At 60.0% G+C, this 12,892-nt stretch carries 11 protein-coding genes; 4 read left to right on the forward strand and 7 right to left on the reverse strand.

Annotated elements, in window-relative coordinates:
* Positions 1-5 precede the first annotated feature (5 nt).
* The 3 genes from cysG to C8D90_RS07610 all read left to right on the forward strand — a co-directional run bounded on the left by cysG (position 6) and on the right by C8D90_RS07610 (position 4,650).
* Positions 6-1,397 (forward strand): siroheme synthase CysG, encoded by a 1,392-nt coding sequence (cysG, locus tag C8D90_RS07600; RefSeq protein WP_115457847.1) that lies wholly within the window; start codon positions 6-8, stop codon positions 1,395-1,397.
* Between the two features lie 222 nt (positions 1,398-1,619).
* Positions 1,620-2,831, forward strand: coding sequence for a collagen-like triple helix repeat-containing protein (locus C8D90_RS07605; RefSeq protein WP_115457848.1), 1,212 nt, complete (start codon positions 1,620-1,622; stop codon positions 2,829-2,831).
* A 103-nt stretch (positions 2,832-2,934) separates the two neighbouring features.
* A complete protein-coding gene (locus C8D90_RS07610; protein ID WP_115457849.1) occupies positions 2,935-4,650 on the forward strand; it encodes a ShlB/FhaC/HecB family hemolysin secretion/activation protein in 1,716 nt (571 codons plus the stop codon).
* Between the two features lie 4 nt (positions 4,651-4,654).
* Here C8D90_RS07610 and C8D90_RS07615 read toward each other — a convergent pair whose 3' ends face one another.
* The gene (locus C8D90_RS07615) at positions 4,655-6,175 is read right to left on the reverse strand and encodes a UbiD family decarboxylase (RefSeq protein WP_115457850.1); all 1,521 of its coding nucleotides are present in this window, start codon (positions 6,173-6,175) and stop codon (positions 4,655-4,657) included.
* 107 nt (positions 6,176-6,282) lie between these two features.
* Between C8D90_RS07615 and C8D90_RS07620 the strand changes: the two genes are divergently transcribed.
* Positions 6,283-7,167, forward strand: a complete 885-nt coding sequence (locus C8D90_RS07620) for a LysR substrate-binding domain-containing protein (protein ID WP_115457851.1) — start codon at positions 6,283-6,285, stop codon at positions 7,165-7,167.
* 86 nt (positions 7,168-7,253) lie between these two features.
* Here the strand turns inward: C8D90_RS07620 and trpS are convergent, their stop codons facing one another.
* From trpS to aroB, 6 genes are all read right to left on the reverse strand, one after another.
* Positions 7,254-8,258: a tryptophan--tRNA ligase gene (gene trpS, locus C8D90_RS07625; RefSeq protein ID WP_115457852.1), complete on the reverse strand. Its 1,005-nt coding sequence runs from the start codon at positions 8,256-8,258 to the stop codon at positions 7,254-7,256.
* 2 nt (positions 8,259-8,260) lie between these two features.
* Complete coding sequence (locus C8D90_RS07630) at positions 8,261-8,959, reverse strand: phosphoglycolate phosphatase (RefSeq protein WP_115457853.1); 699 nt, start codon at positions 8,957-8,959, stop codon at positions 8,261-8,263.
* Positions 8,952-9,629 carry a ribulose-phosphate 3-epimerase gene (rpe, locus tag C8D90_RS07635; RefSeq protein ID WP_115457854.1) on the reverse strand — a complete coding sequence of 226 codons (678 nt, stop codon included), beginning with the start codon at positions 9,627-9,629 and terminating at the stop codon, positions 8,952-8,954. The genes C8D90_RS07630 and rpe overlap by 8 nt, the downstream gene beginning before the upstream one ends.
* A 35-nt stretch (positions 9,630-9,664) precedes the next feature.
* A complete protein-coding gene (gene dam / locus C8D90_RS07640) occupies positions 9,665-10,480 on the reverse strand; it encodes an adenine-specific DNA-methyltransferase (RefSeq protein ID WP_115457855.1) in 816 nt (271 codons plus the stop codon).
* Positions 10,481-10,564: 84 nt separating this feature from the next.
* The gene (gene damX, locus C8D90_RS07645) at positions 10,565-11,632 is read right to left on the reverse strand and encodes a cell division protein DamX (RefSeq protein ID WP_115458179.1); all 1,068 of its coding nucleotides are present in this window, start codon (positions 11,630-11,632) and stop codon (positions 10,565-10,567) included.
* Positions 11,633-11,791: 159 nt separating this feature from the next.
* Positions 11,792-12,877 (reverse strand): 3-dehydroquinate synthase, encoded by a 1,086-nt coding sequence (gene aroB / locus C8D90_RS07650; protein ID WP_115457856.1) that lies wholly within the window; start codon positions 12,875-12,877, stop codon positions 11,792-11,794.
* Between the last annotated feature and the right edge of the window lie 15 nt (positions 12,878-12,892).

The following is a 12,892-nucleotide window of genomic DNA, read 5'->3' on the forward strand; positions in this document are numbered from 1 at the left end:
TTCAGATGGACTATTTACCGATCTTCTGTCAACTGCGCCAACGCGCATGCCTGTTAGTGGGCGGCGGCGAAGTCGCCGAGCGCAAGGCGCGCCTGCTGCTGGACGCCGGTGCCGATCTGACGGTAAACGCCCCTGAATTCACCCCCCAGTTCCGCCTGTGGGCTGACGACAAACGCCTGACGCTGGCAGAGTGCGCATTCTCCCCGGCGTTGCTGGAAGGCGCCTGGCTGGTGATTGCCGCCACCGATGACGCCGCGGTCAACGAAGAGGTCTATCAGGCGGCTACCGCCAGGCAGATTTTCTGCAACGTGGTGGACAGCCCGGCGCACGCCAGCTTTATCATGCCGTCGATTATCGACCGTTCGCCGCTGATGGTTGCGGTTTCCTCCGGCGGCAAAGCCCCGGTGCTGGCGCGCTTACTGCGCGAGAAGCTGGAGTCCCTGCTGCCGCTGCACCTCGGCCAGCTGGCGCTGTTTGCCGGCAACCTGCGCCAGCGGGTGAAACAGCACTTTAACCACATCACCCTGCGTCGCCGTTTCTGGGAAAAATTGTTCGTCCACGATCGTCTGGCTCAGGCGCTGGCGAACCAGGATCAGGCCCTGACGCTGCGTTACACCGAAGAGTTGTTCAATTCTCCGCTGGAGCAGCGCGGCGAAGTCGTGCTGGTCGGCGCCGGCCCCGGCGACGCCGGCCTGCTTACCCTCAAGGGATTGCAGCAGATCCAGCAGGCCGACGTGGTGGTGTACGACCGTCTGGTGTCCGATGACATCATGAATCTGGTGCGCCGCGACGCCGAGCGCATTTTCGTCGGTAAACGGGCCGGTTATCACTGTGTACCACAGGAAGAAATCAACCAGATTTTGCTCGATCACGCGCGGCGCGGCCGGCGCGTGGTACGCCTGAAAGGCGGCGATCCCTTCATTTTCGGCCGCGGCGGCGAAGAGCTGGAAGCCCTGGCGGACGACAGCATCGCCTTCACCGTCGTCCCCGGCATCACCGCAGCCTCTGGCTGCTCCGCCTATGCCGGAATTCCGCTGACTCACCGCGATCATGCCCGCAGCGTACGCCTGGTCACCGGCCATGCCCGTAAAGACGGTTCGATCGACTGGGCCAACATGGCAGCGGAACAGCAAACGCTGGTGTTTTATATGGGGCTGTCGCAGGCGGAAGAGATACAAAACAGCCTGATCCAGCACGGCATGGCCGCCGACATGCCCGTCGCGCTGGTGGAAAACGGAACATCGACCCGCCAACGCGTCGTCAGCGGCAGGCTGGATGAACTTGCCCGGTTGGCGCAGCAGGTTGAAAGCCCGACCCTGATTATCGTAGGGCGTGTTGTTGCGCTGCGCGACAGACTCAACTGGTTTTCCGCCCCGGACACTGAGAAACAAAGCTAACCTTTTCCTGAGGATAAATAACGCTGCTCACCGGCGTTATTTATCCGGTAACCGGCCTTTTCCGGCGCGGCCTTCCTGCCTGATACCTGCACAAAGAATAACGTCTTTACCGATCCACTTGGCAAAATAAAATAAAGATATGCCGGCACTGGCAGAACATTGAACCAATTCGTACACTTTATATACGCCAACATGGCGTTTATATCTGTGGAGGGTCACCCTATGCGCCCTATCAACGTTGGCCGCCTCAGCACTATTGGGGTGGCTGTCTTACTTGCTCTGTCGCTCGCGGCCTGCAGTGGCGGCGGCGGCGGATCCCATAACTTCGCGAAAAATAACACCGCAGGATCATCCAGCAATGGTAATGGTTCCGGAGGCGGTGGAGATAACGGCTCCGGCGGCGGCTCGGGGTCGGGCAGCAGCGGTTCCGGTGGTGGTTCTGGCTCAGGCGGCAATGGTTCCGGCTCGGGCGGTAACGGCGGTGGTTCCGGTGGTAATGGCTCTGGTTCGGGCGGCGGAGGGAACGGCTCCGGCGGAAACGGGGGCGGTAGCGGCTCAGGCACGCTGGCCACCGGCACAATTCTGAATCACGCGGGCAGCGCCGTGGATGGCGTAGGCAACCAAATCAGCAGCATCGCAACCCAGACGCCGGTCGGCAGCCTCCCCGTCGTCGGGTCGGGCGTCGTGACCGTGGTTGACAGCGCCGGCAACGCCGTCAGCTCCGTAGGCACCGGCATTCAAAACGGCGTCGGCCAGTTAGGCAGTAACCCTAACGCCATCGGCGTAACGGCCGCCGGCGTTCCCAAAGCCGTAGCGAACGTCGGCACCGGCGTATCCGGCCTGGGCGGCACGGTGTCGGGCATCGGCAATAACACCCCGCTGGGCGGCGTCACCGGCACCGCGGGCAATCTGGTCACGAGCGTAGGTAACGTCGTCACCACTACCGGCAACGGGCTGGCGCAAAACCTGCAAACCGGCGCGGCTTCCGGCCTGACAACCGCCGCCACCGGTGTGGTTACGCCGGTCGTGGCGCAGGTGCAGGGTGTCACCCAGACCGTAGGCGGCGCTACCGGCCTGGGCGCCCCGGTCAACGGTCTGCTTAACACCGTTGGCGGCGCGGTGGCGAATACGGGAACGCATGTCACGACCACAACCCCGGCGTTGGCTGGCGCAGGCCAGACGCTGACCGGCGTGGGCCAGGCCGTACAGGCAACCGGTGGACTGGTAGTGCCGGCAAACGGTAATACCTCCGGCGGCCTGCTGACCAGCGTATCAACCACGCTCGGCGGCCTGACCGGCGGCGTCAATGCCGGTGTTTCGACCAACGGCGCCACGACCACCTCCGGCAGCAACGGCGGAAACGGGCTGTTGTCCGGCGTGGGCGGTACGGTTGGCGGGCTGACGTCCGGTCTGGGGCTGACCCAGAAGAAATAGCCAACTCAGCATGATCCGACGTTAGATCGGATCGCCGGCGCATATCGCCTTACCGGGCTATGCGCCGGCGAACGGGCATCACTGTGCGCAGAAGGAATATTCGATGAGAATAAACACCTGCATCGCTATTTTGTTCGGCGTCGCGGCGGGAAGAAGCCTGGCGGAAATGTTTCCCGCGTTGATTGACCCCAACAACCCGGCCAGGTTGGCGCAGGAAGTCCCCAAACCGCCGGTTCAGGCGCCACAGCCCGCCACCATTACACAAACCCGGAAGGCCCCCGCGCTGACGCCGGATACCCTGATTTCAGTTGAACACCTTCAGTTTATCGGCGGCTCCCGCTACCCTCTGGACGTTCTGGCAGCCCCTTTCGCGCCCTACGTCGGCAAGAAAGTGACGCTGAAGACGTTGATCGCCGCGACGGACAGCCTTACCCGCCGCTATCACGACGACGGCTACGTGCTTTCTTACGCCTACCTGCCGGCGGATAATTTTCAGCAGGGAACCCTGAAAATCGGTCTGGTCGAAGGCTACGTCGCCAATACCCGCATCCATAGTGAAAATCAGGCCGTCGGGCGCTGGCTGACCAAGCTATCGCAGCGTATCATGGCGGAAAAACCGCTGACGCAGGACACTTTTGACCGCTATACCCTGCTGATGAGCCGTACTCCGGACACCAGGGTGACCGCTTCGGCCAATAATCCCGGCAACATTTACGGCGCCGCACAGATGGACGTCAACGCACAGCGCACACGCAACTGGAACGTCATTACCTCATTCGATACCCGCAAGGGCGCGAGCTTGGGCATCGTCAACGCCACGCTGAGTGGGCTGACCGGCTACGGCGAACAGTTAGGCATTGCCGCCCTGGTGCCGCTGGATAAAAACACCCGGAAAAGCTACTTCGGCCTCAACTATCAGCAATACCTGAATGATGACGGCCTGTTGATGCAGTTGAAAGGCAGCTATTACCAGCAGGATCCGCGGGACTACACCACGCTGCTGACCCTGCCCGGCGGTATCAATATCGACACGCGGGAAAAGCAGACGCAGTACAACGGCGGCGTCACGTTCAGCTATCCCATGGTATTGACGCGCAAAGACCAATGGACCCTCAGCGGCGGCCTGGACTATCTCGACAAACGCAACGATTACCGGCTGCGGGCAAAAACGTCAGAACAAGAGCTCAGCCTGCCCGGCATTAACCAGCACGCACGTTACCCGGCGGCAGAGCTGGGCCTCAATGGCTATCACGAATTCGAGCAGGCCTACTGGAATGCCCGTTTCAGCGTACGCCAGGGGATTGACGCCTTCGGCGCCAAAAACACCGGCGAAGCAGCAGACCTGAACTTCACTCGCTGGAAATTCAACGGCGACGCCGCCTATCTGTTCGACAAGAAATGGCGGCTGAGCACCGCCGTGGAAGGTGACTGGTCGGATAATGACCTACCCGAAGCCGAACGCGCCAGCTTCGGCGCCCAGCGTTTCGGGCGCGGATATCAGGACGGCGAGGCCACAGGCGACTACGGGGCAGGAGGTCAGGTGGAGATGCGCTACCTGTATAATCATGAGTTCGGCCCCTGGCTGAAAACCATTCAGCCCTACGTGCTGATGGACGCCGCCCACACCGGCTTTAACCGGCCGGGGCTGCCGCATCAGAACCTCTCCTCATACGCCGTCGGCGTCACCTTCGGCGACAACCGCCACTACACGCTCTCCGTTGAAGGCGCGCGCCCCATCGGCGATCTCCCCAGCGACAGCAGCCAGCGGGACTGGCGCTTCAGCGCGACCTTCAGCTACAACTTCGGTGCCGGTTCTTAGCGGTTCACTCAAATAACGAGGGCGCGAACGGGCGCGGATCGACATCCATAAAAGGTGCCCGTTCAAAGCGATCTTTCAGCGCCCAAGGCACCGTACAGTCAAAGATGGTTTTACAGGAAATCCCGCGTTCACGAATCGAGGGGCTGTAATCCGGCATCTGTGACGGGTCCAACTGATGCCCGCGGATACCGGGCAGGAATGTCGTGCTGACGTCGCCCTGATAGCGCGTGGTCATCGCCCACAGAACGTCGTTGCTGTCGAAGGGATCGACGTCTTCGTCCACCACAATCACGTTTTTCAGCTCGGAATAAGTCGCCAGCGCAATGAGCGCCGCCTGTCCCTGACGCCCTTCATCATTGGCGCTGCGTTTTTTCACCTGCAGCACCGCCAGAAACTTGCCGCCGCCGGCGGTATGGGCATAGACGTTTTGCAGAAAGCCGGGCAGCGCCGCCTCAACCGCGTTATAAATACTGGCTTCGGTCGGAATACCGGCCAGCGTGGTGTGTTCTTCCCCCGGCCCAACCAGGGTTTGCAGAATAGCCTGACGGCGCATGGTCACCGCCTTCACCTTAATGACCGGCAGGGACGGATTGGCGTCACCGCAATAGCCGGGGAACTCAGGCATGGCATGGCCGCTATGGGTGTTCTGATCCTCTTTTACCCGCACGTTGGGTAACAGTTCCCCCTCAATGACGATTTCCGCACGGGCAATCGCCCGCTCCGGCACCGCCACGCCCGGCACCAGTTCCACCGGCCGCCCGCGCAGCGCTCCGGCAACCGACAACTCGTTATAGCCGAACGGCGTAGTCGGCGCTTCAAAGCACGCGCCGATGTAAATCGCCGGATCAAGCCCCATGTTGATGGTGACCGGCAGCGGTTTACCGGCAGCCTCCGCTTTCTGGCGGAACACTTCGATATGCCGCCCGGTGGCGAGAAACATCGAGAGCTCATCCCGGCCCTGAACGCACAGGCGATGGATGGTAACGTCGGTCAGCGCCTCCTGCGGATCGCTTGCCAGCACCAGTCCCAGGCAGAAGAACGGCCCGGCATCCAGCGGCGTGTTAGTCGGCGCCGGCAGCAGCTTACGCAGATCAAACGCCGGATCGCTGGCTAAAAATACCTGCTCCTGGCACGGCGCCTGTTCAGCCGGCACGTCCACCGGCTCCAGCGGCTGCTTTACTGCACGCGCCATGTGAAAGGCCAGCTCATGCGGCTGGCAGCCAAGCAGCAGCGCCGCGCGTTCACGGCTGGCATGCACGCCGACCAGCACGCGTGAGCCGGGATACCCCTTGATGCTGTTGAACATCATCGCCGGGCCGAGCCGGGTCGGGCGCTTCACCGTCCCGCCCGCGCCGATGTAGCGGTAGACGCCCGCCAGCTCCGCATTAGGGTCTACCGGGCGATCCGTCTCCAGATACTGCCCCGGATGTTGCTTCAGCAACGCGATAGCGCTGCGCAGATCGTTGACGTCATCAGCCGTCGTCAGTTTTTCGTCATGATTGGAATGCGTCGAATCAGAATACATAGAAACCTCGCTTTTTTTCCATCTTGCGCCTGCCAAGAGCGCCGATCAATTGCATGATTAACGCCTTATTGATAAGTTTTTATTATCGACATCAGCAGGAACAAATTATGGATTTCCGGCATCTGCGCTACTTCGTCACGCTGGCGGAGCAGCTCCACATGGGACGGGCCGCCGAAACGCTCGGTATCGCCCAACCGGCGCTGAGCCAGCAAATCCGGGCGCTGGAAGAGCGTCTGGGTGTGATGCTGTTTCTGCGCGCTCACCGCCGCCTGACGTTAACGCAGGCGGGCGACGCTTTCCTGCACAAAGCCCGGCTGGCCCTGCAGGCCGCCGAAGATGCGGTACAGGAAGCCCGGCGCACCGCGCGCGGCGAACAGGGCGCCATCGCCATCGGCCATGTATCCAGCGCCATGTTCGACCCGACGCTTCCGGCTCTGCTGCATACGTTCCATCAGCGCTACCCCGACGTGAACCTCAGCCTGCAACCCGCTTCGGTAAACGACCTGCTGAACGGCCTCAAAAACCAGTCATTGGATCTGGCAATTATCCGCGCTCCGCACGGGCCGCTTCCTCAGGAGCTGGAAAGCCGTTTGTTTCTGCGTGAAGCCTTAACGCTGGCGATTAACGAACAGCATCCTCTGGCCGGCAAAACGCCGGTTGCCCTGACGGCGCTGGCGCAGGAACGTTGGCTGGTCATGACCGATCCGGAAGGCATCGGGCTGGAACACGTCGTAAGGGAGCTTTGCCGGAAATCAGGCTTCTCGCCACAAACCGGACAGCGGGTTAAAGACGTGGCGACGCTGGTAAGCCTGGTCGCCGCGAATCTGGGCGTGGGGTTGGTGCCGAACTCAGCCACGGTGATCAACCTGCCGGGCGTACGCTTCTTAGCCGTGGAGAGTAACCCGGAAAGTGAATTAAGCGTGGTATACCGCAGGTTTGAAAAGTCAGCCGCCGTCAAGAAGCTGCTTGCGATGACGCCCGAAGCGACATAAGCGCCCCTGCGGAAATAAAACGCATCCGGGCAGCGTTTCCCCTGCCCGGATGTGCGGAAAAAGCCGGGATCCGGCCCAATCAGATTTTACGGTTTGCCGACAAACCCGATCGCTTCATGCACCCGCTCCAGCGTCGCATTGGCGCGGGCAGACGCTTTCTCCGCGCCATCCTTCATCACCTGGCGCAAAAACGCCTCATCATTGCGATAGCGGTGATAACGCTCCTGCAACTCTTCCAGCATGCCGGAAACCGCATCAGCGACGGCGCCTTTCAGGTGACCATACATCTGGCCTTCAAACTCTTTCTCCAGATCCGCAATCGCCTTGCCGGTCACGCCTGCCAGAATATCCAGCAGGTTGGAAACCCCGGCCTTGTTCTGCAGGTCGTAGCGCACAACAGGCGGCTCATCGGAGTCCGTCACCGCACGTTTGATCTTCTTCACTACCGACTTGGGATCTTCCAGCAGGCCGATCACGTTATTGCGGTTATCGTCCGACTTCGACATCTTCTTGGTCGGCTCCAGCAGCGACATCACGCGCGCGCCGGATTTGGGAATAAACGGCTCCGGCACCTTGAACACATCGCCGTACAGCGCATTGAAACGACCGGCGACGTCGCGGCTCAGCTCCAGATGCTGTTTCTGATCTTCACCTACCGGCACCAGGTTGGTCTGGTACAGCAGGATGTCCGCCGCCATCAGCACCGGATAATCAAACAGACCGGCGTTAATGTTTTCTTCATAGCGGGCGGATTTATCTTTGAACTGGGTCATGCGGCTCAGTTCGCCGAAATAGGTGTAGCAGTTCAGCGCCCATCCCAGCTGAGCATGCGCCGGAACGTGCGACTGTACGAAAATGGTGCTCTTCTGCGGGTCGATGCCGCAGGCCAGGTACAGCGCCAGCGTGTCCAGCGTGGCTTTGCGCAGCTGCTGCGGGTCCTGACGCACGGTGATCGCATGCTGGTCGACGATGCAGTAAACGCAATCGTACTCATCCTGCATCTGCACCCACTGACGCAGCGCCCCCATGTAATTACCGATGGTCAGTTCGCCAGACGGCTGCGCGCCGCTGAAAACGATAGGCTTGCTCATAGTTACAGTTCCTGATGATTAAGTGGTGGCAGCCCCAGCAAGGGCAGTAAATCGGAAAAGCCCGGCAGCACGCGGTCCGGCTCGCTGTGGGCGATCGGTTCGCCGTAGTTGTACCCGTAGGTCATCCCCACCGAACGGCACCCCGCAGACCTGGCGGCCTGGATGTCATTGCGTGAGTCTCCCACGAACAGCAGCTCCTGCGCATACAGCCCCAGCTTCGCCATAACCAGGTAGAGCGGCGCCGGGTGCGGCTTGCGCATCGTCACGTCATCACCGCCGATAACTTCAGCAAAGAAGACGTCGATATCCAGCGCCGACAACATCGGGCGCACGAACGGCGTGGGCTTGTTGGTCACTAACGCCAGCGGAAAGCCGCCGTGGTAAAGCGCGGTCAGGGTTTCCCTCACCTGCGGATACAAACGACTGCCGGTTTCCGCGCTGTTGGCGTAATAAAAATCGAAGCCGGCGCGCACGCGCTGGCACAGGCTTTCCGCGGGTTCGACGTTGGCCCAGGCCAGCGCCCGCTTCACCAGCATATCCGCCCCGTTGCCGATCCAGAGTTTCACCCGCTCCTCGCCGGGTTCGGGAAAACCCTGTTCCTTCATCGCTTTATCCATCGCCGCCGCCAGACCCGGCGCGCTGTCTACCAGCGTGCCGTCCAGGTCGAAGGCGATGGCGCGTATCCCGTCCGGATTACTCATGGCATGCTCTGGCGATTTCATCACGCATCTTGTCGATAACGGCCTTATAGTCCGGCTGCCCGAAAACGGCCGAACCGGCAACGAACATATCCGCACCGGCCGCCGCAATGGCGCCGATGTTGTCCGTTTTCACGCCGCCGTCCACTTCAAGGCGGATATCACGGCCGCTGGCGTCAATCAGCTTACGTACCTGACGCAGCTTATCCAACGTTCCCGGAATAAAGGACTGCCCGCCAAAACCGGGGTTCACGGACATCAGCAGAATCACGTCCACTTTATCCATGACGTACTCAAGATAGCTCAGCGACGTCGCCGGGTTGAACACCAGCCCGGCCTTGCAGCCGTGGGATTTAATCAGTTGCAGCGTACGATCGACGTGCTCCGACGCTTCAGGATGAAAAGAGATGATGCTGGCGCCGGCCTCGGCAAAATCCGGCACGATGCGATCGACCGGTTTCACCATCAGATGTACGTCGATAGGCGCAGTGATGCCGTAATCGCGCAGCGCTTTGCACACCATCGGACCGATGGTCAGGTTAGGAACGTAATGGTTATCCATTACGTCGAAATGAACCACGTCCCCGCCGGCTTCCAGCACCTTCGCGACATCTTCGCCCAACCGCGCGAAATCTGCCGATAAAATAGACGGGGCGATCAAATACTGTCTCATCCGCTTCTCCATACGCTTGGTATTTATGCGGCGCGTCAGCTATACAGCGCCAGCAGCTCATCCACCTTGCTGCGGCCATTGGTATCGCGGCTTATCGTGCGGCGGGCCTTAACCCTGACCTGCTTGGCCCGGTGATACCACTGCTGCGTCAGCTCGGTGTCATGGTTGGAAATCAGCACCGGCACCTTCTTGCTGGAGGAGACCTCATAGGCCAGCTCCGCCAGGCGAGCCTGATCGTCCATCGTGAAACTATTGGTGTGGTAGGCCGTAAAGTTCGCCGTCAGCGACAGAGGCGCATAGGGGGGATCGCAGTAGATCACGCTGCCCGGCTCCGCGTCAGTGATAGTTTTCGAATAATGCTCACAGACGAACGTCGCTTTTTTAGCTTTCTCAGCAAACAGATACAGCTCGGTTTCAGGGAAATACGGCTTCTTGTAACGCCCGAAGGGAACGTTGAAAGCCCCCTTTGAGTTATAACGGCATAATCCGTTATAACAATGCCGGTTCAGGTAGAGAAACAACACCGCCCGACGATGTGCGTTGGTGCACTCGTTGAACTCGCTGCGCAGTTGATAGTAAATATCGGACTGATTGAACTCACCGCTGAACATGTCGCGGGCATCCTTAACGAATGCCTCTGTTTCCGACTTGACAATCTTGTAAAGGTTAATCAGATCCTCATTTATGTCAGCCAGCAGATACTCGTCATAGTCCGTGTTCAGAAATACCGAACCGGCCCCGACAAAAGGCTCAATTAACCGCTTCCCTGCTGGCAAATGCTGCCTGATGTCCTCAATCAATGGGTATTTACCGCCTGCCCACTTCAAAAATGCGCGGTTTTTCTTTTTCATGCTGTCAACCAGCTACTCATCCAATTCAGGTCGGCGGATTGCACGCTGTTCAGACAGCACATCAGCAAACTGTTAACGTTAATTTTATTTGATTTCTTTTTGTACCTGGCTCAGCGGTTTAGCCCATGGCTGCTTTGCCTGAACCCCCGCCGGCAGGGTGGAAACCGCCTTTTTCGCCTCTGCCGGGCTGGCGTAAATCCCGCTGACCAACACATACCAGGGCTTGCCGTCCCGGGTGGTTTCATACACCAGGTAATTCGGCAGATTTTGCTGCTTAGCGAACGCATTCAACGTATCTGAACGCGAAGCGCTGCTCAGTTGCAGCGTATAATGGCTGCCCGGCGCGCTTTTATACGATGCCGCAGAGCCAGCGACTGCCCGGCCGGGTTTTGACGCCGTGTTGCGCGCCGGCGTACTCGCGCTCGCCGTTGCGGCAGGACGCGTTGTCGTTGCTGTGTGAGTCTTGCCCGTTGAGGTGTTTTTTTCACTGCCGGTCTTGGCCGGCGTTTTATTATGCGTTGTCGCGGTCGGACGCGTAGTCTGCGTCTGCACCGGACGGGTAGTCTGCCCCGTCGTTGCCGCAGGCACCGTGCCCTGCGTACGCCCGGCCAGCGTTGCCGGGCCGGTCGGCAGGGTTGACTGCGTCAGATTATTCATACCGTTCTGCGCCTGCGGCGGTGAAAGCGCATCAGACAGGTTGCCGGGCAGATCGACACGCTGCTGATTCTCCGGCTGCTGCATAGGCGGCGCCTGAGTCGGCGTACTGGAGATCGGAGAACCGGACAGGCTTTGCGGTTGGCCGCCGTTCAGCCCGGAGTTGTTCACCCCGCTGCCGTCGTTGGTGTCCGTGGTGGCGCTGGGCGCGCTGGCGTTGCCGGACAACGAAGATGATCCGGAAAGGTTGATGTTCCGGTTATCGCCGGACGCCTGTTGCGGCTGAGAATTCTGATCGGGGGATTTCAGCGCTGAACCGATGCTGATAATGATCAACAGCAAAACCAGAATCCCGATACCCATAATCAGGTGCTGACGGGAAACCGTGACTTTCGGTACAGACACGGAAGGACGGCGCGATTTGCGCGAACGGGAAGCGCGACGGTCACTGGCATCAGGTCTCAGATCGTCATCGGCAGAAAAATCTTCGTCTTCCATCTTATCCATCTTAACCCTCCGAACACGAGGTAAGGCCGGTTGGTATATCCACCAGCGGCACAATCAATATATCGCCTTTCCGCTCTGCGGCCCGCAGGCACAACGGGGAAAGTTTTCAGGCTAACGGCCTGTCCCGGCAGACTATTTAATCACGACGTGTTAATCACGGCACGCCGCAATTGCCGCTAATACCTTATCATGAGATACGCCTGAGCGAACCTCCGAGCGACCAATCGCCAGCGGCAGCACCAGCCGCAGCTCACCAGCCAGTACCTTTTTATCACGCATCATGTGCGGCAGGTAAGCTTCCGGCGCCATTTCCGCCGGCCCTTTCACCGGCAGCCCGGCGCGCAACAGCAGCGCTTTCACCCGCCCGGCGTCGCTCTCGCTGAATTGCCCCAGCAGGCGCGCGGTTTCCACTGCCATCATCATACCCGCAGCGACAGCTTCCCCGTGCAGCCAGTTGCCATAGCCCATTTCGGCTTCAATGGCATGCCCGTAAGTATGGCCCAGATTCAGCAGGGCGCGCTGCCCGTGTTCATGTTCATCTGCGGCGACGACATCCGCCTTGATCTCACAGCAGCGGCGGATGCAGTACGCCATCGCCGCCGGGTCCAGACGCAGCAGCTCATCCACGTGCGCTTCCAGCCAGCTGAAAAATTCAGCGTCGAGGATAATGCCGTATTTGATAACTTCCGCCAGCCCCGAAGCCAGCTCGCGCGCCGGCAGCGTTTGCAGGCAGTCCAGATCGATAACCACCGAGGCGGGCTGATAAAACGCCCCGATCATGTTTTTACCCAGCGGGTGATTAACCGCCGTTTTTCCTCCCACGGAGGAATCCACCTGCGATAACAGCGTCGTCGGCACCTGAATGAAACGCACGCCGCGCTGATAACACGCCGCGGCGAACCCAGTCAGGTCGCCAATCACCCCGCCGCCCAGCGCCACCAGGGTCGTATCCCGCCCGTGCGGTTTGTGCAGCAGCGCGGTGAATACCTGGTCCATCACCGCCAGGGTTTTGTATTGCTCGCCGTCAGGCAACACCACGGTGTCTACCCGCATGCCGCCCTGCTCCAGGGTATTTTTGATCTTATCCAGATACAGACCGGCCAGCGTGGTATTCGTGACGACCATAACCTGCTCGCCGGCACGCAGCGGCAGAAAAGAAACCGGGCTCTCAAACAAACCGGCGGCTATCGTAATCGGGTAGCTGCGCTCCCCCAGTGTTACAGTAATCCTTTCCATGTTTCGTTTGAGACC

It is taken from the genome of Enterobacillus tribolii (genome assembly GCF_003363015.1).
In the GTDB taxonomy this organism is placed as follows: domain Bacteria; phylum Pseudomonadota; class Gammaproteobacteria; order Enterobacterales; family Enterobacteriaceae; genus Enterobacillus; species Enterobacillus tribolii.